Genomic DNA, 19,856 nt, shown 5'->3' with positions numbered 1-19,856 from the left:
AAGCGTCGAGCTTACGGGTACCGCGACGAGGAGTACTTCTTCCTCAAAATCCGCGCCGCGTTCCCCGGTAATCGTCGATGAACCTTTTGTTTTGCGTGGCGCGCGGGCTTGCCGTCGCGCGCCCAGCACCGGACGGTTGCGTTACTGCGGTGCCGCAGTCGCGCCGCCGTGTGCCGCCGACCATTCGGCGGGCGCATGCAGGAATTTCTCGACTTCGTCGAGCGTCTTCGTTTCGAAGTAGCCCGCTTCCTTCGCGACGCGCAGCACGTCCCACCAGGTGGCGAGTGCGTGCAGATCGACGTCGATGTCTTTCAGGACCGAAACGCTTTCCTTGAAGATGTTGTAGTGGAACAGCACGAAGCAGTGGTTCACCGTCGCGCCGGCCGTGCGCAGTGCGTTGATGAAGTTGATCTTGCTGCGGCTGTCGGTGGTCAGGTCTTCGACGAGCAGCACGCGCTGGCCTTCGGTGAGGAGACCTTCGATCTGCGCGTTGCGGCCAAAGCCCTTCGGCTTCTTGCGCACGTACTGCATCGGCACCATCAGGCGGTCCGACAGCCAGGCGGCAAACGGAATGCCTGCGGTTTCGCCGCCGGCGACGGCGTCGATCTGCTCGTAACCGACGTCACGCAGGATCGTGGCTTCGGCCATTTCCATCAGGCCGCGGCGCACGCGCGGATACGAGATCAGCTTGCGGCAGTCGATGTAGACCGGGCTCGCCCAGCCGGAGGTGAAGATGAAGGGCTTTTCGGCGTTGAAGTGCACGGCCTTCACTTCGAGCAGCATTTTGGCGGTCGTGTCCGAGATCGTCTGGCGATCGTAGCCTGTCATGGGCGAATCCTTGGATATGAAAGCGAGGGCAGGGCGGGCGCTGTGCGGCCCATTACGTCAGGTGGCGCTGGCACGGTGAATCCGGATGTCTGGCATCGGGACCCTCGGTGCGCGGCCCGGATCGCGTTGGCCACCCGACGTTCGTCTGGGGCGACCCCTTGCGTCGATTGCGTCGATCGCGTCGGTTCATCCGTTGATCCGGGCGGCTTCTCTTGCGCGCGTAGCCCAGCATTTTACCCGACTTGACGTGCAGCGACGAGTCGAGCGCACCGTGCCGCGGCGGTTGGAGCGAAGGGCAGACGTATTTTGGGGTGTGATCATCGTGTGGCGATGTTGCCCGTGTTTCGGCACGTTTTTTCTTTCGCCGTTGTGACGGCGCCCGCTCGCCATTACACTCACGCCGGTTTTTCCGGGTCCGCGCCCGGCCGTTCACAGGATGTATTCATGACTGTTGTTTCTCCGTCCGCCGTTTCTCCTGCAGCGCCTGCCACCGGTCAGCGCGGCCACGCGATTCGCGCGTTGGTCGCGTCGGTGCTCGGCTACGCGATGGACGGCTTCGACCTGCTGATGCTCGGATTCATGCTGCCCGCGATCAGTGCCGATCTCCATCTGGGCACGGCGCAGGCCGGGTCGCTCGTCACGTGGACGCTCGTCGGCGCGGTGGCGGGTGGGATCGTGTTCGGGCTCTTGAGCGATCGCTATGGTCGCGTGCGCGTGCTCTCGTGGACGATCCTGCTGTTCGCTGTCTTCACCGGCCTCTGCGCGCTCGCGCGCGGTTACGCCGATCTGCTCGTCTACCGGACGATCGCCGGGGTGGGCCTTGGCGGCGAGTTCGGCATCGGCATGGCGCTCGTCGCCGAGACCTGGCCCGCGCACCTGCGGGCGCGGGCGTCGTCGTATGTCGGGCTCGGCTGGCAACTCGGCGTGCTCGCTGCCGCGCTCCTCACACCCTGGCTCCTGCCGCTGATCGGCTGGCGCGGCATGTTTGCGGTGGGCCTGTTGCCCGCGATCGTCTCGTTCGCCGTGCGGCGGCGCGTGGAGGAACCCGCGCTGTTCATCGAGCACGCGCAGCGCGCGATGCGCACGCCGTCCGCGAAGCGCCCTCGCGCGCTACGCCTGCTCGTCGCTGACGCTCGCACCGCGCGAGCGAGTGTCGGCGTCGCCATCCTTTGCTCGGTGCAGAACTTCGGCTATTACGGTCTGATGATCTGGCTGCCGGCTTATTTGTCGAAGTCGTTTGGCTATTCGTTGACGAAGTCGGGATTTTGGACCGCAGCCACCGTCGCCGGGATGGCGCTCGGCATCTGGTTGTTCGGCATCGCCGCAGATCGCTTCGGGCGGCGGCCTACCTTCCTCGTTTATCAGGCGGGCGCGGTCGTGATGGTGTTCGTCTACGCGCATCTCGTCACGCCTGCCGCGCTGCTGGTGGGCGGCGCCGCGATGGGCGTGTTCGTGAATGGCATGATCGGCGGCTACGGGGCGCTTATTTCAGAGCTCTATCCAACCGCCGCGCGCGCCACCGCGCAAAACGTGCTCTTCAATATCGGCAGGGCCGTAGGTGGCTTCGGTCCGCTCGCTGTCGGCGCGCTGGCGGCGCGGTTCTCGTTCGGCGTAGCGCTGGCGATGCTCGCGTCGATCTACGTGCTCGATATTCTCGCGACACTGTTCCTGATCCCCGAGCGTCGCGCCGTCGCGCTTGAGTGACGGTTCGGGGCGCGGTGCCGTGCACGGCTATTTTCACGCCCGCCGCGCATTCAGCTTCACCGCGCTGTGCAATCGATCGCACACGCATTCCGCTTCGATCCTGGCGTAGCCGCTTCTCCTGAGTTCGGATAGTCTCATCCAGCACTTCGGCACCCATTTCCGGGCTGGCCGACCCTGCGGATTCGCACGTCACGCGTCGGTAAAAGCGTCGAGGCGCCCTACCGCATAGGGGGCCCGGACCCACGTCCTCACTCCTTCGCGCGGTGTACACTTATCGCCCCCGCCAATTCACCCTCGTCGTATCGCGGTTTGTTCCAGGGTTGCTTGCCGGCACTCGTCCGGCGCGCGGGCCAGTGCGGTCGAATCCCTGAGAACAGCCAGCGAAGCGGCGGGTCTACGAGCATTAGACGACTCATGTCTCTCACGTCCAGACAGGCCTGAAAATGGATGAACAACTGAAGCAAAGCGCGCTCGCTTATCACCAGAATCCCAAGCCCGGCAAGATTTCGGTGACGCCGACCAAGCCGCTCTCGAACCAGCTCGATCTGTCCCTCGCGTATTCGCCGGGCGTCGCCGCAGCCTGCGAAGCAATCCACGCCGATCCGCTCGACGCGCAAAAGTACACCTCGCGCGGCAACCTCGTAGGCGTCGTGACGAACGGCACCGCCGTGCTCGGCCTCGGCAACATCGGTCCGCTCGCGGCGAAGCCGGTGATGGAAGGCAAGGGCTGTCTCTTCAAGAAGTTCGCGGGCATCGATGTCTTCGACATCGAACTCAGCGAGTCGGACCCGGACAAGCTCGTCGAAGCCATCGCGATGCTCGAGCCGACGCTCGGCGGCATCAATCTCGAAGATATCAAGGCACCCGAGTGCTTCTACATTGAGCAGAAGCTGCGCGAGCGCATGAAGATCCCCGTCTTCCACGACGACCAGCACGGTACGGCGATCATCGCCTCCGCTGCGATCCTCAACGGCCTGAAAGTCGTCGGCAAGAATCTCGGCGATGTGAAGCTCGTCTGTTCGGGCGCCGGTGCGGCAGCGATCGCGTGTCTGGACCTGCTTGTGAAGCTCGGCCTGAAGAAAGAGAACATCCTCGTTGCCGACTCGAAGGGCGTGATTTACGAAGGGCGTGGCAATCTCGATCCGTCGAAGGCGCGCTATGCGGCCAACACCGAGGCGCGCACGCTCGGCGACGCCACGAAGGCCGCCGACGTGTTCCTCGGCTGTTCGGGCGCGGGCGTGCTCAAGCCGGAGATGGTCAAGGAAATGGCCGACAAGCCGCTGATCCTTGCGCTCGCGAATCCGGAGCCGGAAATCCGCCCGGAAGAGGCGAAGAAGGTACGCCCCGATGCGATCATCGCGACCGGCCGTTCGGACTACCCGAACCAGGTCAACAACGTGCTGTGCTTCCCGTTCATCTTCCGCGGCGCACTCGACGTGGGCGCGACGACCATCACCGAAGAGATGAAGCTCGCGTGCGTGCGCGCGATTGCCGAACTCGCGGAAGAGGCCGACCAGGGCGACGAAGTGGCGAAGGCCTATGAAGGTCATACGCTCGAATTCGGTCCTGAGTACCTGATTCCGAAGCCCTTCGATCCGCGTCTCATCATCAAGATCGCGCCTGCGGTTGCGCAGGCCGCGATGGATTCGGGCGTCGCGACGCGTCCGATCGCCGACATGGACGCTTACCGCGAGCAACTGGGCGCGACCGTCTATCGCTCGGGCATGGTGATGCGTCCGGTGTTCGCCGCTGCGAAAGCGAGCCAGGCGCGCATCGTGTTTGCCGAGGGCGAGGACGATCGCGTGCTGCGCGCTGCGCAGTTCGTGCTCCACGAAAAGATTGCGAAGCCGATCCTCGTGGGCCGTCCGCCCGTTATCGACATGCGCCTGAAGAAGATGGGCTCGAAGCTGCGTCCCGGCACCGACTTCGAAGTCGTCGATCCGGAAGACGATCCGCGCTTCCAGGAGGCCTGGCAGACGTATCACCAACTCGGTGCGCGTCGGGGCGTCACGCCCGAGATGGCGAAGGCGGCATTGCGCAAGTTCAATACGCTGATCGGTGCGCTGCTCGTGCGTCTGGGCTACGCGGACGGCATGATCTGCGGTCTCGTGAACAGCTTCGATTTCCATCTGAAGTTCATCGACGAGGTGCTCGGCAAGGCCGGCGATGCCGAGACCTACGCGGCCATGAACCTGCTGATGCTGCCGGGTCGCAATCTGTTCATCAGCGACACGTACGTCAACGAAGTGCCGGGCGCCGAGCAACTCGCCGACATGACGATCCTCGCCGCGCGTGAAATCGAGAAGTTCGGCATCACGCCGAAGGTGGCGCTCGTTTCCAGCTCGAACTTCGGCAGCGTGCGTTCGTCGACGTCGCAGCGCATGCAGGCGGCGCGCGAGCTGATCGCGCAGCGCGCACCGCAGCTCGAAGTGGACGGCGAAATGCACGGCGATGCGGCGCTTTCGGAACTGATCCGCAAGCAGGCGTTTCCGGGCACGACGCTCGCGGGCGAAGCGAATCTGCTCGTCATGCCGAACGTGGAAGCGGCGAACATCGCGTACAACCTGTTGAAGGTGATCGGCGGTGAAGGCGTGACGGTGGGGCCGTTCCTGCTCGGCGCATCGCGGCCAGTGCATATCCTCACGCCGGCGGCGACCGTGCGACGTGTCATCAACATGACGGCCGTCGCGTCGGCGAACGCGGCGGTGAGGAAGTCGGCGGCATCGTGATACACGAGGGTCGGCGCGACTGAGCGCGTCTGATCCTGCCGTTCAAAGAAAAGGGCGCTCCGTTTTCACGGAGCGCCCTTTGTTTTTGCTGTACCGCTGACGCGTCGTCAGGCCGCGTTACGCGCTGCGCCACCCTGCGGCGCGCGCCACTTTTCGAGGAGCGCGGCCCACTTCGCGCGCACGGCCACGAGGTTGTTTTCCTTCACGTGACCGTAGCCGCGAATTCCATCGGGCAGACTCGCCAGTTCGACCGCGAGCGTGAGATTCCCTGCGTTAAGCCCGCTCTTCAGTTCGCGTACCAGCGCTTCATACTCGACAATCAGCGCGCGTTCATGACGCCGCTCCGCAGTGCGGCCGAACGGATCGAGCGCCGTGCCGCGCAGGAACTTCAGCTTCGCGAGCACGCGCATCGCGGTGAGCATGCGCGGGCCGTACTGCTTCTTCAGCAGATGGCCCTTGTCGTCGTGCTTCGCGAAGGTCGGCGGCGCGAGGTGGAAATTCAGCTTCCAGTCGCCTTCGAAGCTTGCTTTCAACTTCTCGATGAATGCCGGATCGGCGTAGAGACGCGCAACTTCGTATTCGTCCTTGTACGCCATCAGCTTGTGCAGGTTCTTCGCGACAGCTTCGGTCAGCGCGAACTGGCCATCCGGGCGCTCGAGCCTGCTTTCCGCCGCGCGCACGTCCGCAACCAGCTCGCGATAACGCGACGCGTACGCGTCGTTCTGGTATGCGGTGAGGTATTGCACGCGCTTGTCGATCAGCGCATCGAGCGCCTTCGGGGTATGCAGCGAGACGATCTTCGCGCCGCTTTCCATCGCCTGGGCGTTCGGCGCCGTCGCGGGTTTCCTGACGAGCGCGTCGACAGCGGCGCGATCGTGCGCCACGCGGCGACCCCATTCGAACGCGGCGAGATTCTTCTCCACCTGCACAGCGTTCAGTTCGATCGCACGTGTGAGCGATTCGTGCGTGAGCGGCAGCCAGCCGCGTTGCCACGCGTAACCGAGCACGAACGGGTTCGTGTAGATCGCATCGCCGAGCAGCGTGAGCGCGTAGTGGTTCGCATCAACGGCTGCGACGCCGTCTGCACCTGCTGCTGCGCGCACATCGGCTTCGGTGTTCGAGCCCGGGAATCGCCAGTCCGGATTCTTGATGAACTCGGCGGTCGGCGTGGGCGCGCTGTTGAGCACGACACGCGTCTGGCCTTCCTGCATGCGCGAGACACAGTCGTCGCTGGCGGTCACGATGGCGTCGCAGCCAATCACGAGCTTCGCCTCGCCCATGGCGATGCGCGTCGCGTGGATGTCGGCGGGCCGACTTGCGATCTGGACGTGGCTCATCACCGCGCCGCCCTTTTGCGCCAGGCCGGTGACGTCGAGTACGGTCACGCCCTTGTTTTCGAGGTGCGCGGCCATGCCGAGCAGCGCGCCGATCGTCACGACGCCGGTACCGCCCACGCCCGTCACGAGCACGCCATACGGTTGCGCGAGCGTGGGAATATCGGGCGTCGGCACGGGCGGCATCGACTCCTTCGCGGCGCTGCTCGCCTTCGGCTTGCGCAACTGTCCGCCCTCGACCGTGACGAAGCTCGGGCAGAAGCCCTTCAGGCACGAGAAGTCCTTGTTGCAGCTTGACTGGTTGATCTGGCGCTTCGTGCCGTACTCGGTCTCGAGCGGCTCGACCGACAGGCAGTTCGACTGCACCGAGCAGTCGCCGCATCCTTCGCAGACGGCTTCGTTGATCACCACACGCTTCGCCGGGTCCGGATACGTGCCGCGCTTGCGGCGGCGGCGCTTCTCGGTGGCGCAGGTCTGGTCGTAGATCAGGATCGACGTGCCGGAGACCTCGCGCAGTTCGCGTTGAATTGCGTCGAGCTGGTCCCGGTGATGGATCGTGACGCCCGGAGCGAGCGACGTGACGCCGTCGTACTTTTGCGGTTCGTCCGTGACGATCACGATCTTCGCGGCGCCTTCCGCGGCGAGTTGATGCGTGATCTGCGGCACCGTGAGCACGCCGTCGACGGGCTGGCCGCCCGTCATGGCAACGGCGTCGTTGTAGAGAATCTTGTAGGTGATGTTCGCCTTCGACGCGATTGCCGCGCGAATCGCGAGCAGACCTGAGTGGAAATAGGTGCCGTCGCCGAGGTTGGCGAACACGTGCTTGTCGTTCGAAAACGGCGCCTGACCGACCCACGCCACGCCTTCGCCGCCCATCTGGCTAAAGGTGCTCGTGCTGCGGTCCATCCAGGTGGTCATGTAGTGGCAGCCGATGCCAGCCATTGCACGCGAACCTTCGGGCACGTTCGTCGACGTATTGTGCGGACAGCCCGAGCAGAACCACGGCTTGCGTTCGACCTGCACGCGCGGCTTCGCAAGCGCCTTCTCCTTGGCCTCGATCACGGCGATGCGCGATGCGATGCGCGCGCGCAGGTCGGAGGGCAACTCGAACTTCTGGAGTCGCGTGGCGATCGCTTTCGCAATGATCGCGGGCGAGAGCTCGTAGTGCGCGGGCAGGAGCCAGTTGCCCATCGGCACCGACCATTCGCCGCCGGCGCCGTCCTTTTCGTCGAATTTGCCGTACACGCGCGGACGCTGCGCGTCGGGCCAGTTGTACAGCTCTTCCTTGATCGCGTATTCGAGGATCTGGCGCTTTTCCTCGACGACGAGAATTTCGTCGAGCCCGCGCGCGAACGCCTGCGCGCCCTGCGCTTCGAGCGGCCACACGCAGCCGACCTTGTAGAGCCGCACGCCGATGCGCGAGCAGGTCGCATCGTCGAGACCGAGGTCGGTGAGCGCCTGGCGCACATCCAGATACGCCTTGCCGCCGGTCATGATGCCGAAGCGCGCGTGCGGCGAATCGATCTCGACACGGTCGAGCTTGTTGGCGCGGACGTAAGCGAGGCCCGCGTACCACTTGTAGTCGAGCAGACGCGCTTCCTGCACGAGCGGCGGATCGGGCCAGCGGATGTTCAGACCGCCTTCGGGCAAGATGAAATCGGTCGGCAGAATGATGTTGGTGCGATGTGGATCGATTTCGACCGAAGCCGACGATTCGACCACATCAGTCACGCACTTCATGGCGACCCAGAGTCCGGAGTAGCGGCTCATGGCCCAACCGTGCAGGCCGAAGTCGAGGTATTCCTGGACGTTCGACGGGAACAGCACCGGCAGGCCGCAGGCCTTGAAGATGTGCTCCGACTGGTGCGCGAGCGTCGAGGACTTGGCGGCGTGGTCGTCGCCGGCGAGCACGAGGACGCCGCCGTGACGCGACGAGCCAGCCGAGTTGCCGTGCTTGAGAACGTCGCCGCTGCGATCGACGCCGGGGCCCTTGCCGTACCACATCGAGAAAACGCCGTCGTATTTCGCCGATGGGTACAGGTTCACCTGCTGCGACCCCCAGACTGCCGTGGCGGCGAGGTCTTCGTTGATGCCGGGTTGAAAGACGATCTGGTGGGCGGCGAGATGCTGTTTGGCCTTCCAGAGCGACTGGTCCAGACTGCCGAGCGGAGAGCCGCGATAACCGGAGATGAACCCCGCGGTGTTGAGACCGGCGGCCTTGTCGCGCTCTTGCTGCAGCATCGGCAGGCGGACCAGCGCCTGGATGCCGCTCATGTAAGCGCGGCCGCGATCGAGCGTGTATTTGTCGTCGAGCGTGACGGAAGCTAGCGCGGCTTCGAGCGAAGCACGCTGACCAGCGTCGAGCGGGGCATTCATTATGTGTACTCCTCCACCATAGTCTTGGGATCACCACAGAACTTCGTGCCTCGGCATCTTGTGAATGCTCCGGCCCGGGGCGCCATATTGGCGTGTTTTTACCGATGGTAGCACTGGGGCAAACCCGCCGCTTCGCGTCAGAAATCGCCGCATTACACTCAGATTCCGTCAGCGTGTTGTAACAACTAACGTATCGGAATACGGTTTGGCGTAACAGCGTGTAAAACCTGCACTATCGAGGAACTGGAGTTGATATTCCTGTCTAACCCCCTCACCTGTGCGTTTCGCGCAGCGCCCCACGCGGTAAATGGGGTACTACCGCAACAGGCAGTTTGAAAAAGGAGTCAGCATGAACCATCGACATATCCAGGCGTTCCTGACGGTTTCGGCCGCATTCTTCGCGATGAACGCGCCGCTGCAAGCGCACGCGAGCAGCCGGGGCGTAACGAGTGCAACGGCCAGTGTCGCGCAGTGCGCAATCGCCGATGTCGGCGCCACGACGGTATCGAAAACCGGCCAGCAATCCAGATGATTTCCACGATGCCGCGCTGATCCGCGCGACATTCCACGTACCAGATCCCGCGGCCGGGTGTGCGGCGGCGGGTCTCCGAAAGTCGAAAAGGGCGAAAATCGCGAGGTTTTCGCCCTTTTTGTTTGCAGTTCGAAGGCGGTTAGGTTACGCCTTGTCCTGCACTACGCCGCGACGGATCTGGTCGAGCTCGATCGATTCGAACAGCGCCTTGAAATTGCCCTCGCCGAAGCCCTGATTGCCCTTGCGCTGGATGATCTCGAAGAAGATCGGGCCGATCTGGTTTTCGGTGAAGATCTGCAGCAGCAGGTCGTCGGGCGCGCCGTCGATCAGGATCTTGCGCTTCTTCAGTTCGGCGAGCGGTTCGCCGTGATCCGGAATGCGGCGGTCGACGAGTTCGTAGTACGTGTCGATCGTGTCGAGCAGCGCGATGGTCGATGCGCGCAGGCCGTCGACGGTCCGGTAGATGTCGTTGGTGCCGAGCGCGATGTGCTGGATGCCTTCGCCGTGATACGCGTCGAGATACTCCTGGATCTGGCCAGCCGTTTCCGACCCTTCCTCGTTGATCGGAATGCGGATCTTGCCGCATGGTGACGTCATCGCCTTCGACTTCACGCCGGTCACCTTCCCTTCGATATCGAAGTAGCGGATTTCGCGGAAGTTGAAGAGGCGCTCATAGAATTCGGCCCACTCGTTCATGCGGCCGCGGTGGACGTTGTGCGTGAGGTGGTCGATGTAGGTGAGGCCGTGGCCTGCCGGATTTTGATCCGCGCCGGGGATAGGTTCGAAATCGACATCGTAGATGCTGATATCGCCGATGCTGCCGGGTGTCGCGCCGTTCTTGCCGCGCCAGCGGTCGACGAAATAGATCAGCGAGTCGCCGATGCCCTTGATCGCCGGGATATTCAGCTCCATCGGGCCGGTCTTGTTGTCGAAACCCCAGGCGCCGAGTTCGAGCGCGTGTTTGTACGCTTTCGCCGCATCCTGCACGCGAAAGGCGATCGCGCAGATCGACGGGCCGTGCAGACGCGCGAAGCGCTGGGCGAACGAATCGGGTTCGGCGTTGACGATGAAGTTGATCGTGCCCTGGCGGTACAGCGTGACGTTCTTGTGGCGGTGGCGCGCGATCGCCGTGAAGCCCATCCGCTCGAACAGCTTGCCGAGTGCCTTGGGGTCTGGCGCGGTGTACTCGATGAACTCAAAACCGTCGGTGCCGACGGGGTTATCCCAGGTGGGGACCTGCATGGTTGTCTCCTGTGTGTCGGCGAGAGTTAGCGTGTCGGCGCGGGTGATCGCTTCAGTGCTCACTCCGGCTCCACGCCCGAATGAGCGCGACGACCGAAGTAAGGGCTTTAGCCCCGTTCCAATCCCCTACCTGAAAGGGCGACCGAACGCCGTCACTGCGACCTCACGAAAAACTTGCGCAAGATCAATCTCGTGTGGGCAGTGTAGTCGCCGGGTGAGGGCGAAAATATGCGAAATAAAGCGCTCAAAGGAGAGACTGCGCTATAAAATTCCAGAATCAAGGTACTGGATGGCAGAACATGGCGAGCATCGAGCTAGACGCAATCGACCGCCGAATCCTGGCGATTCTTCAGGAGAACGGGCGGCTTTCGAATCAGGACATTGCGGAGCGCGTGAACCTGTCGCCGAGCCCCTGCTTGCGTCGCATCCGGCGGCTGGAGGAGAGCGGGGTGATTCGCGGCTATGTGGCGCTGCTCGATGCGCAGAAGCTCGGGCTCGACCTGTTGGCCTACGTGAGCGTGAGACTGGAAAAGCGCGGCGGCCTCGCCGTGACTGCGGTGCGCGAAGGGCCCGCGGGTCGCGCCGGGACGACGCACGCCGAGCTGTTCCGTGCCGCGGTGCAGACCTGGCCCGAGGTCGTGGCGTGTCACGCGATGACGGGCGACATGGACTTTCTGTTGCGCGTGCAAGTGGAAGACATGGCGCACTTCTCGCGGTTCGTGCAGGACCAGTTGCTGCACCATCCGTCAGTGATCGACGTGAAATCGAGCTTTTCGCTCGACACTTTCAAGGAAACGACGGCGCTGCCGATTCGCTAGAAGGCGCCGAAACAAAAAAAGCGGCCGAAGCCGCTTTTTTCGCTAATAGAGGTCGCTGCATTCAGACCGCAACAGCGTGCGGCAGGATCGACTCCATCAGCTTCGTAGCCTGACGCGCCTGGCGCTTGAGTGCGTAGTCGAATGCGGCGGCTTGCTCCGCGAGCATTTCCGTGATGATGCTGCTCTGGTCGGCCGGTTCGAGCGACAGGTACGCGTCGGCTTCACCGTACGCGTATTCGATCTTCATGCCCGACTTTTTGGCGATGTGCATCATCGTCGCGTTGCGCGACAGGCAGTGCATGTACAGCGTCGTAACGTGCGTGTTGCGGCTGCGGATTGCGGCTCGCTCGAACAGCTTCGAACCGATGCCCTGGCCGCGTGCGCTTTCGAGCACGGAGACGCCGAATTCGGCGGTACGGCCGTTGCCGTCAGCCGGCAGGTAGGCAAGATGGCCGACGCCGACCAGTTGCAGCTGATGGTCGAACACGCCGAACACGGTGTCGCGCGTGAAGTTCAGCGAGCGGACGTAATTTTCGATCACATGGTCCGGTGCGGCCTGACCGAAACGCAACAGGCGGTCGTCGTTCTCGAGTGCGAGGAAGTGGCCGAGCAGGCGCTCACGGTCAGCCGAGGTAAGAACGCGAATCATGACAGGCGAGTGACCGGGCGACACCAACGGCTCGTCGGCTTGGGTCGAAATCGTGTGCATGGGTGGGTTCTCCTTGGAGTGCGTGATGCGAGCGGCTTGATGCGCTGCAAAACGAATTCTAGCGGAAACCCTGGTATGGGTATAGGGAAAACCCGTATTACAGATCTGAATGTTATGCCTAATTTATAGCAAAATATCGCTAAATCATTGATTTAGTAAGATTAATTTTTATGGGCGAGATCCTGGGTCGCGGTGTTGTCGGCGCGCATCATGTTGCGTCGCGACAATTCGTCCCGCCAGAGCCAGCGCCTGGCGTCGCGTTCAAGTGGTCTGCAGCCCCTGGTCGACCATGCTGATCACCTGCTCGGCGAAGTCGCCGTAGCCCATTCGTCCACCCGGCTTCAGCCACGTGAACGTCCAGTTGATCATGCCGAACACCATCATCGTCAGTGCCGTCTGGTTTTCTGCCGTGACGCGCCCGGGATAGGCACGCGCCAGTTGCCGTGTAAACGCAGCGACGACGTCACGCTGGCGGTTCAGGATGATTTCGCGCTGGGCGTCCACGAGATACTTCACATCGTTGAGCAGCGCGACGTGTCGGCTATGCGACGTCTCGTATTCGGCGAGGAACGCGCGGATCAGCTCGGCGAACGCCTCACGCTCGTTCAGGCCTTGTCGCTGGCTTGTGCCTTCCACCTCCGCGATGATCAGCATCAGCCGCTTCGTGTAGCGGTCGAGCAGATCGAAGAGGATCGCTTCCTTGCTTTCGTAATAGTGGTAGAGGCGGGCCTTGGATGTGCCGCTTGCGGCGGCGAGATCGGACATCGACGTGCTGGGGTAGCTCGTCTGCGCGAACTTTGCTGCGGCGAGTTCGAGAATCTGGTCGCGTTGCGTCTCGTGGTCGGGCGCTCGGGTACGGGCCATAGTGTCAGCGGTGGAGGGAAGGATACGTCGCCGCATGCTGGGTGGCCGGGCGCAGGGCTGGATCGGTCACTGCGCGCGCAACGTACATGTCATCGCGCAGGCGAAGCTCGCCGGCCGCGGCCAGTTCGCGAAGACGCCACACCACAACCGGCTCGTACGACGGTGCACCGGCGCCCGAGCCCGGCAGAGCGGCCACGATCGCGTGTGGGGCGAGCCACGGCGTTTCCGATGTGCTCACGATGTCGAGGATCAGCAGGTCGAGGTCCGCCCACGTGCCGCTCGTGAACGTGTTGTCGCGCCAGCGGCGCGACTCGCCGTTCGCGAACTTCGCTTCCTGCCATTCCAGCGCGAGCCGCGTGATGCGCAGCACCGAAATCGGCGCTGCGTCGGGAAGACGCGCCGCGAGGTGTGTCGCGGCAGCAACGCCCGCGATTTCATCGGCGGTGAGGCGCACTTCGTTCAGGCGCTGCGGTGCGTTGCGCAGCCGATAGCAGATGCGCCGCAGCGTCAACTGGTCGGCGGCGGCGTTTGTGTGCCAGATCACCACGTTGGTGTCGTCGGTCTCGATCGATTCGAGTGCCACGCAATCGCGGGCCGTCAGCACCTCAGGCACGCCGCCAAGGCGCAGCCAGAATGCGGTTCGCTGTGCAGCGGCAGGGTTACCGGGCGCGTCGATATCGCGAAGCGGGCCGACCGTCAGGTCATCGGGCAGCGCGATCACGCGGTCGGTACGGCCGACCGACTCGAGCGCAAGGCGCAACGCCGCCGCAACCGGCTCGTCGTGGGTGAGGTGGATCGTGGTCATCGACAGCTCATTGCATTCCGGGAATGCCAAAACAAAAAGGGCCGCCCGCTCGCCGGAGTTGCTCCGGTTGCGGGCGGCCCCTAGTGTAAGCGGATCGCTTGAGGGCCGAAAGCGTACCGTTGCTCTAACGCTCGTCGAAACTTACGACTACCTTGTCACTCACCGGATGGCATTGACAGGTGAGCACGAAACCATCTCTGACTTCCTGCTCTTCGAGGGTGTAGTTCTTGTCCATCTTCACCTCGCCCTCGAGCACCTTCGCGCGGCACGTGCAGCACACCCCGCCCTTGCAGGCATAGGGCAGCGCGAGGCCGGCGTGAAGGCCCACGTCGAGCAGGCTCACACCCTCGTAAGGCAGGCGCAGCTTGCGCTTCTTGCCGTCGAGCACGATTTCGAGGTCGGCGGCCGGCGTGTTTTCGGTGATTTCGACGGCCGGTGCGCCGGCCTGCGGCAGCGGCGAGCCGAAGCGCTCGACATGCACTTTGGCCTGCGGTACGCCCGCGGCCTTCAGCGCTGCTTCGGCGGCGTCCATCATCGGCGCGGGGCCGCAGATGAATGCCTCGTCGATCTCGTCGGGCGGCAGCAGGGTTTCGAGGAACGCTGCGCATTTCGCCTGATCGAGTACGCCGTTGAAGAGCTCGACGTCCTGCAGGTCGTCCGAAAGCACGTGATAGAGCATGAAGCGGTTCATGTACCGGTTCTTCAAGTCTTCGAGCTCTTCGGCGAACATGATCTGATCGACGCTGCGGTTGCCGTAGACCAGCGAAAACGCGCTGCGCGGCTCCGTGTCGAGCGTCGTCTTGATGATCGCGAGCACCGGCGTGATGCCCGATCCGCCCGAGAACGCGACGTAATGCTTGCCGTGGTCGGCGTTCAGGTGCGTGAAGAAGCGGCCATCGGGTGTCATGACGTCGATCTCGTGTCCCGGCGCGAGCTGCTCGAATGCAAAGTTCGAGAAGCGCCCGCCGCGCACGCGCTTGATGCCGATGCGCAGTTCGCCGTCACGGTCGTAGTCGGTCACGCCGACGCAGATCGAGTAAGAGCGGCGCGTTTCCTCGCCGTCGATGTGGGTCTTGAGCGTGACGAATTGCCCCTGCGTGAAGCGATACGCGTCGCGCAGCGCGGGCGGGACCTCGAACGCGACGGAGACCGAGTCCACGGTTTCGGGCCGCACTTCGCGGATGCGCAGCGAATGGAATTGCGGAGTGGCCATATCAGTACGGTTTGAAATAGTCGAAGGGTTCGCGGCAGTCGATGCAGCGGTAGAGCGCCTTGCACGCGGTCGAGCCGAACTGCGCGAGGCGTTCGGTGTGCTGCGAGCCGCAATGCGGGCAGGCAGGCGCGGGCAGCGGCTTTGGCATGAAGGTGACAGGCTGAAGCGCGGCTTGCGTGCCGCTGCCACAGTTGCCCGTGGGCGGCGCGATGCCGTAGGCGCGCAGCTTTTCGCGCGCTTCGTCGGTGATCCAGTCAGTCGTCCAGGCGGGCGTGAGGGTTGTCGCGATGCGGTACGGCGCGAGTTGGGCGACGTCGAGCGCATGCGCGACGTCTTCCGCGATCTGCGACATCGCCGGGCAGCCGGAATACGTGGGCGTGATGACCACTTCGATCTGGCCGTCGGCTGTGCGACGCACGTCGCGCAGGATGCCGAGCTCGCGGATCGACACGACCGGAATCTCCGGATCGGGCACCGATTCCAGCACTGCCCAGGCGCGCTCGAGCGCCTCGTCTACCATTGCTTGCATCGTGACTTCCTCTTGCAGCGTTTCTCGCGGACTTACCAGTGCGCGCCTGGATGCTGGCGCGCGAGGCTCTGCATTTCGGCGAGCACGAAGCCCATGTGTTCCGAATGCTCGCCGAGCTTGCCGGTCGTGACGTGCTTGACCGCGGCCGGCAGCGTGAGCGTCGCCTCACCGAGCGCTTCTTCCACGTCGGCGCGCCACGCGGCTTCAAGCTGCGCGGTGAGCGGCGCGATGCCTGCTTCGGCGACGCTCGTTTCCACGGCATCGGTGGTGAAGAACTCGCGGGTGTACGGCATCAGCCAGTCGAGTGCGTCCTGCGCGCGGCGGTGCGATTCGTCCGTACCGTCGCCGAAGCGGATCAGCCATTCGCGCGCGTGATGCACGTGATAGCGCGTTTCCTTGATCGAGCGTTCGGCGATCGCGGCGAGCTGCGGATCGCTGGAGCGCAGCAGCGCCGTCCACACATGCGCCATCAGCGACGCATAGAGGAAGTTGCGCACGATCGTCACGGCATAGTCCATCGACGAATGCGTCGTGCCGGCGAGCGGGCCGAAGTGCGGCAGTTCGGCGAGCGTGTAGTTCGCGAACTCGCGTTCGGCGCGGAAATACGCGTAGTCGTCTTCGGTGCGCTCGCGGCCGTTGAGCGCCTTTTCGAGCGTCGCGGCGTGGGTGTAGAGCAGACGCGACTGGCCGATGAGATCGAGGCTCATGTTGGCGAGTGCGATGTCCTCTTCGAGGACCGGACCGTGACCGCACCATTCCGTGTTGCGCTGACCGAGGATCAGCGCCGTATCGGCGAGGCGCAGCACGTACGCGAGATGTTCGGGCGTGGGCGTCGTCATATTGGCGCTCTTACATGTGGTTGACTTCGTCAGGCAGCGTATAGAACGTCGGGTGGCGATAGATCTTGTCGCCGGCCGGCTCGAAGAGCTCAGCCTTCTCGCTCGGATCCGACGCCGTGATTGCCGACGACGGCACCACCCAGATGCTCACGCCTTCCTGGCGGCGTGTGTAGACGTCGCGCGCCATGCGCAGCGCCATTGAGGCGTCGGCGGCGTGCAGACTGCCGCAATGCTTGTGGTCGAGGCCCTGCTTGCTGCGCACGAACACTTCCCAGATCGGCCATTCCTTGTTCATCGATATCTCCTTCGTTTGTCGACCAGAGTTAGCGCTTTGGCTGTCGGCCGGAGTAAGTGCTTTAGCACTTACTCCGGCCCCATGCAGAGCACTTACGCCGGTCCCATGCATCGAGATCGGCCGGAATTAGCTTTGGCGCTTACTCCGGCCACATCCACCGCTGTCGACCGTGGCCGGCGTCACATCGCCCTTGCCCCGGTCCCTCGCTAGTGGGTTGCTGTTGAATTACGCGGTGTGTTTCTGCGCACGCTGACGCTGCTTTTCCGCGTGGGCGAGCGCGGCGTCACGCACCCAGGTACCCTCGTTGTGCGCCTTCACGCGCGTGCCGAGGCGCTCGCGGTTGCACGGGCCGTCGCCGTTCACGACGCGCCAGAATTCTTCCCAGTCGATCGTGCCGTAGTCATAGTGCCCGCGCGCCTCGTTCCACTTCAGGTCCGGATCGGGCAGCGTGACGCCCAACACCTTCGCCTGCTCGACGGTTGCGTCGACGAACTTCTGGCGCAGGTCGTCGTTCGAGATGCGCTTGATCCCCCATTTGGCGGACTGGTTGCTGTGGACCGAATCGGCATCGCTCGGGCCGAACATCATCAGCACCGGCCACCACCAGCGGTTCACGGATTGCTGTACGAGTTCGCGCTGGGCGTCGGTGCCCTGCATCATTGCGAGCAGAGCGTCGAAGCCCTGGCGTTGGTGGAACGACTCTTCCTTGCAGATGCGGACCATGGCGCGCGCGTACGGACCATAGGTGCAGCGGCACAGCGGGATCTGGTTCATGATCGCCGCGCCGTCGACGAGCCAGCCGATCACGCCGACGTCCGCCCACGTGGGCGTCGGGTAATTGAATATGCTCGAATACTTGGCCTTGCCGGCATGGAGGGCGTCGATCAGCTGGTCGCGCGAAACGCCGAGCGTTTCCACCGCGCTATAGAGATAGAGGCCGTGGCCGGCTTCGTCCTGCACTTTTGCGAGCAGGATTGCCTTGCGCTTGAGGCTGGGCGCGCGCGAGATCCAGTTGCCTTCGGGCAGCATGCCGACAACTTCCGAATGCGCGTGCTGCGAGATCTGACGCACAAGCGTCTTGCGATAGGCTTCAGGCATCCAGTCTTGCGGCTCGATCTTGCCGTCGGCGGCCATCACGGCGTCGAACTGCGCCTGCTCAGGCGATGCCGCATCGGCGTCGAGCGGGGCGACGTTGCCGGGGATGTCGAGGGATTGCGTGTACATAGCGGACGCTCTCGTCGATGTTGGGTGTGTGCGGAGTATAAATCAACCGACCGGTCGGTCAATGAATTTTTGCGCTTGCGCAAGAAAATGATGCGGGCGATCGAGCGTTGTTTTGAGTTTTAGCTAATCGCGAGTAAATCACCAGTGGTACGCGGCTGGTGCTTCGAGCCGGCGCTTTTTTGTGCTGTTGGCGGGCGGGAGGGTCTCTGGCATCGGGCAAAATCGGTACTTTGCTCCTGCACCTCCTACCGGATGAAATTCTCTCTCTCCAGCGTGGTGGCTGGCACCGCGCTTCTGGTTTCGCTCGGCGCAAGTTTGCCGGCGCATGCCGGTCAGCCGCCGAATTCGTGGGTGACGAGCTGGGCGACCGCGCTGCAATCGATTCCCCAACTTGCCGACCCACCACCGCTTTACCGGGCGCCCGAGATTGCGGGCCGGACCGTTCGTCAGATCGTCTATCCCACGCTGGGTGGGCGGATTGTGAGGATTCGCGTCAGCAACGAGTACGGGCGTGAGCCGCTCGTCATTGAAGCGATGGGGATCGCGCCGTCGGCGGGCGGTGCTGCGACGAGCGCTGCGACGGCGCCGGTGACGTTCGGTGGCAGGCCTGGCGTATCGGTGCCGCCGGGTGGGGAACTAGACAGCGATCCGGTGGAGATCGATCTGCGCGCCGGTGCGCCGTACTCGATCAGTTCTTATGTAGGGCGCGAGCAAAGGATGGCGGCTTGGCATCGAGTGGCGAGCCAGACCAATTTCGTGTCGCAACCGGGCGACCATGTCGCGGATCCCTCGCCCACTGCTTTTTCGCAGCGCTTTACGCAATACGCCTGGGTGACGGGACTGGCGGTCGATGCCTCGAACGCATCGACTGTGGCTGCGATCGGTGATTCGATCACCGACGGAATGCGGTCATCGCTCAATCAGAACCGCCGCTGGCCGGATGCGTTGGCACGGCGCTTTGCGCGCGAGCAGCGGCAGGATCTGGCGGTGATCGATCTGGGAATTAGCGGTAACCGCTTGCTAAGCGATTCTCCCTGCTACGGTACGGCACTCGAGCGGCGCTTCGCGCGCGACGCGTTGCGTCACCCGGGCGTGAAGACCGTTGTGCTGCTGATCGGCATAAACGACATCAACTTCCAGGCGATGCCGGCGCGCGCGGGACTCGACTGCGACACGCCCCATACGCGCGTGGATGCGGAAGACCTAATCGCGGGATACCGGCGAGTGATTGCGCAGGCGCATGCGGGCGGCGTGCGTATCGTTGGGGCGACGCTGACGCCTGCGTCGTTGCCTCCGGACCGCGAGGCGATCCGTGAGGCAGTAAATAAATGGATTCGGACCAGTCGGGCATTCGATGATGTGGCTGATTTCGACGCGGCGCTGCGCGATCCCGCCGATCCTGGGCGATTGCGCCGCGAGTACGACAGCGGCGATCACATTCATCCGAGCGATACGGGGTATGCGGCGATGGCGGAGGCCGTGCCACTGACGGCGCTTACGGGAAGCAAATAGAAAATTTTTCTCTGCGCCCCCTTGCGCGGTGGCGCTCGGGGGCGGTAAGATTCGCCCCCTTCGCAGTTCGGCCGTGGTGGTTCAGGCGTGCTGGCAGCGGGGTCCGCCGCGGAAACCGGCGGACGCGGGAGTCGACGGGGTGGCAGCGGTAGCGCTAAAAAAACTGTTGACGAAGCGAAAAAGATTCTTCATAATCTCGTTTCTCTGCTGCTGACGCAGCGACGCAGGAAACGCCGGGTAGTGAGTGGTTGGACGGCGGGTCTGCGATGCGATCTTTAAAAATTTACAGCCGATAAGTGTGGG

Annotated in this window: 17 protein-coding genes; 5 read left to right on the top strand and 12 right to left on the bottom strand. The window is 63.6% G+C overall.

The genetic code is table 11. The annotated features are described in order from the left end of the window. Nucleotides 1-141 precede the first annotated feature (141 nt). Nucleotides 142-828, bottom strand: a complete 687-nt coding sequence (locus tag D1Y85_RS26315; RefSeq protein ID WP_124154010.1) for an orotate phosphoribosyltransferase — start codon at nucleotides 826-828, stop codon at nucleotides 142-144. 444 nt (nucleotides 829-1,272) lie between these two features. Between D1Y85_RS26315 and D1Y85_RS26310 the strand changes: the two genes are divergently transcribed. Further along, a complete protein-coding gene (locus tag D1Y85_RS26310) occupies nucleotides 1,273-2,532 on the top strand; it encodes an MFS transporter (RefSeq protein WP_124154009.1) in 1,260 nt (419 codons plus the stop codon). A gap of 443 nt (nucleotides 2,533-2,975) precedes the next feature. Continuing rightward, entirely contained in the window at nucleotides 2,976-5,261 is a 2,286-nt protein-coding gene (locus D1Y85_RS26305; protein WP_124154008.1) for an NADP-dependent malic enzyme, read from the top strand. Between the two features lie 107 nt (nucleotides 5,262-5,368). Here the strand turns inward: D1Y85_RS26305 and D1Y85_RS26300 are convergent, their stop codons facing one another. Next, nucleotides 5,369-8,971 (bottom strand): indolepyruvate ferredoxin oxidoreductase family protein, encoded by a 3,603-nt coding sequence (locus D1Y85_RS26300; protein WP_124154007.1) that lies wholly within the window; start codon nucleotides 8,969-8,971, stop codon nucleotides 5,369-5,371. 349 nt (nucleotides 8,972-9,320) lie between these two features. Here D1Y85_RS26300 and D1Y85_RS26295 point away from each other — a divergent pair, with 349 nt between their 5' ends. Continuing rightward, nucleotides 9,321-9,503, top strand: coding sequence for a hypothetical protein (locus D1Y85_RS26295; protein ID WP_124154006.1), 183 nt, complete (start codon nucleotides 9,321-9,323; stop codon nucleotides 9,501-9,503). Between the two features lie 144 nt (nucleotides 9,504-9,647). On the opposite strand, the gene hppD is transcribed toward D1Y85_RS26295, so the two are convergent. Further along, nucleotides 9,648-10,745: a 4-hydroxyphenylpyruvate dioxygenase gene (gene hppD, locus D1Y85_RS26290; RefSeq protein WP_124154005.1), complete on the bottom strand. Its 1,098-nt coding sequence runs from the start codon at nucleotides 10,743-10,745 to the stop codon at nucleotides 9,648-9,650. Nucleotides 10,746-11,044: 299 nt separating this feature from the next. Between hppD and D1Y85_RS26285 the strand changes: the two genes are divergently transcribed. After that, nucleotides 11,045-11,563, top strand: coding sequence for an Lrp/AsnC family transcriptional regulator (locus tag D1Y85_RS26285; RefSeq protein WP_124154004.1), 519 nt, complete (start codon nucleotides 11,045-11,047; stop codon nucleotides 11,561-11,563). A gap of 61 nt (nucleotides 11,564-11,624) precedes the next feature. Here the strand turns inward: D1Y85_RS26285 and D1Y85_RS26280 are convergent, their stop codons facing one another. The 8 genes from D1Y85_RS26280 to paaA all read right to left on the bottom strand — a co-directional run bounded on the left by D1Y85_RS26280 (nucleotide 11,625) and on the right by paaA (nucleotide 18,041). After that, nucleotides 11,625-12,272, bottom strand: coding sequence for a GNAT family N-acetyltransferase (locus tag D1Y85_RS26280; protein WP_124154003.1), 648 nt, complete (start codon nucleotides 12,270-12,272; stop codon nucleotides 11,625-11,627). Nucleotides 12,273-12,533: 261 nt separating this feature from the next. Next, entirely contained in the window at nucleotides 12,534-13,136 is a 603-nt protein-coding gene (locus tag D1Y85_RS26275; RefSeq protein ID WP_124154002.1) for a TetR/AcrR family transcriptional regulator, read from the bottom strand. A gap of 4 nt (nucleotides 13,137-13,140) precedes the next feature. After that, a complete protein-coding gene (locus D1Y85_RS26270) occupies nucleotides 13,141-13,941 on the bottom strand; it encodes a DUF1835 domain-containing protein (protein ID WP_124154001.1) in 801 nt (266 codons plus the stop codon). A gap of 124 nt (nucleotides 13,942-14,065) precedes the next feature. Next, nucleotides 14,066-15,154: a 1,2-phenylacetyl-CoA epoxidase subunit PaaE gene (paaE, locus tag D1Y85_RS26265; RefSeq protein ID WP_124154000.1), complete on the bottom strand. Its 1,089-nt coding sequence runs from the start codon at nucleotides 15,152-15,154 to the stop codon at nucleotides 14,066-14,068. 1 nt (nucleotide 15,155) lies between these two features. After that, nucleotides 15,156-15,683, bottom strand: coding sequence for a 1,2-phenylacetyl-CoA epoxidase subunit PaaD (gene paaD, locus D1Y85_RS26260; protein WP_124153999.1), 528 nt, complete (start codon nucleotides 15,681-15,683; stop codon nucleotides 15,156-15,158). A 32-nt stretch (nucleotides 15,684-15,715) separates the two neighbouring features. Further along, nucleotides 15,716-16,522, bottom strand: coding sequence for a 1,2-phenylacetyl-CoA epoxidase subunit PaaC (gene paaC / locus D1Y85_RS26255; RefSeq protein ID WP_124153998.1), 807 nt, complete (start codon nucleotides 16,520-16,522; stop codon nucleotides 15,716-15,718). A 10-nt stretch (nucleotides 16,523-16,532) separates the two neighbouring features. Further along, complete coding sequence (paaB, locus tag D1Y85_RS26250; protein WP_027788585.1) at nucleotides 16,533-16,817, bottom strand: 1,2-phenylacetyl-CoA epoxidase subunit PaaB; 285 nt, start codon at nucleotides 16,815-16,817, stop codon at nucleotides 16,533-16,535. Nucleotides 16,818-17,042: 225 nt separating this feature from the next. Next, a complete protein-coding gene (gene paaA, locus D1Y85_RS26245) occupies nucleotides 17,043-18,041 on the bottom strand; it encodes a 1,2-phenylacetyl-CoA epoxidase subunit PaaA (RefSeq protein ID WP_124153997.1) in 999 nt (332 codons plus the stop codon). A gap of 252 nt (nucleotides 18,042-18,293) precedes the next feature. Between paaA and D1Y85_RS26240 the strand changes: the two genes are divergently transcribed. Beyond that, a complete protein-coding gene (locus tag D1Y85_RS26240; RefSeq protein WP_124153996.1) occupies nucleotides 18,294-19,553 on the top strand; it encodes an SGNH/GDSL hydrolase family protein in 1,260 nt (419 codons plus the stop codon). Nucleotides 19,554-19,634: 81 nt separating this feature from the next. Here the strand turns inward: D1Y85_RS26240 and D1Y85_RS27365 are convergent. Then, nucleotides 19,635-19,856 (bottom strand): hypothetical protein (locus tag D1Y85_RS27365; protein WP_221410344.1); only part of this gene is annotated, 222 nt, incomplete at its 5' end.

This window comes from Paraburkholderia dinghuensis (assembly GCF_003837865.1).
Lineage (GTDB): Bacteria > Pseudomonadota > Gammaproteobacteria > Burkholderiales > Burkholderiaceae > Paraburkholderia > Paraburkholderia dinghuensis.
Note: the sequence above shows the minus strand (reverse complement) of the source record. Positions and strands in the feature narration are given on the sequence as shown.

What these genes read in the sequence shown, in the direction of transcription:
- D1Y85_RS26315 (WP_124154010.1), bottom strand. Translation starts at nt 828, where the DNA reads ATGACAGGCTACGATCGCCAGACGATCTCGGACACGACCGCCAAAATG.
- D1Y85_RS26310 (WP_124154009.1), top strand. Translation starts at nt 1,273, where the DNA reads ATGACTGTTGTTTCTCCGTCCGCCGTTTCTCCTGCAGCGCCTGCCACC.
- D1Y85_RS26305 (WP_124154008.1), top strand. Translation starts at nt 2,976, where the DNA reads ATGGATGAACAACTGAAGCAAAGCGCGCTCGCTTATCACCAGAATCCC.
- D1Y85_RS26300 (WP_124154007.1), bottom strand. Translation starts at nt 8,971, where the DNA reads ATGAATGCCCCGCTCGACGCTGGTCAGCGTGCTTCGCTCGAAGCCGCG.
- D1Y85_RS26295 (WP_124154006.1), top strand. Translation starts at nt 9,321, where the DNA reads ATGAACCATCGACATATCCAGGCGTTCCTGACGGTTTCGGCCGCATTC.
- hppD (WP_124154005.1), bottom strand. Translation starts at nt 10,745, where the DNA reads ATGCAGGTCCCCACCTGGGATAACCCCGTCGGCACCGACGGTTTTGAG.
- D1Y85_RS26285 (WP_124154004.1), top strand. Translation starts at nt 11,045, where the DNA reads ATGGCGAGCATCGAGCTAGACGCAATCGACCGCCGAATCCTGGCGATT.
- D1Y85_RS26280 (WP_124154003.1), bottom strand. Translation starts at nt 12,272, where the DNA reads ATGCACACGATTTCGACCCAAGCCGACGAGCCGTTGGTGTCGCCCGGT.
- D1Y85_RS26275 (WP_124154002.1), bottom strand. Translation starts at nt 13,136, where the DNA reads ATGGCCCGTACCCGAGCGCCCGACCACGAGACGCAACGCGACCAGATT.
- D1Y85_RS26270 (WP_124154001.1), bottom strand. Translation starts at nt 13,941, where the DNA reads ATGACCACGATCCACCTCACCCACGACGAGCCGGTTGCGGCGGCGTTG.
- paaE (WP_124154000.1), bottom strand. Translation starts at nt 15,154, where the DNA reads ATGGCCACTCCGCAATTCCATTCGCTGCGCATCCGCGAAGTGCGGCCC.
- paaD (WP_124153999.1), bottom strand. Translation starts at nt 15,683, where the DNA reads ATGCAAGCAATGGTAGACGAGGCGCTCGAGCGCGCCTGGGCAGTGCTG.
- paaC (WP_124153998.1), bottom strand. Translation starts at nt 16,522, where the DNA reads ATGACGACGCCCACGCCCGAACATCTCGCGTACGTGCTGCGCCTCGCC.
- paaB (WP_027788585.1), bottom strand. Translation starts at nt 16,817, where the DNA reads ATGAACAAGGAATGGCCGATCTGGGAAGTGTTCGTGCGCAGCAAGCAG.
- paaA (WP_124153997.1), bottom strand. Translation starts at nt 18,041, where the DNA reads ATGTACACGCAATCCCTCGACATCCCCGGCAACGTCGCCCCGCTCGAC.
- D1Y85_RS26240 (WP_124153996.1), top strand. Translation starts at nt 18,294, where the DNA reads ATGAAATTCTCTCTCTCCAGCGTGGTGGCTGGCACCGCGCTTCTGGTT.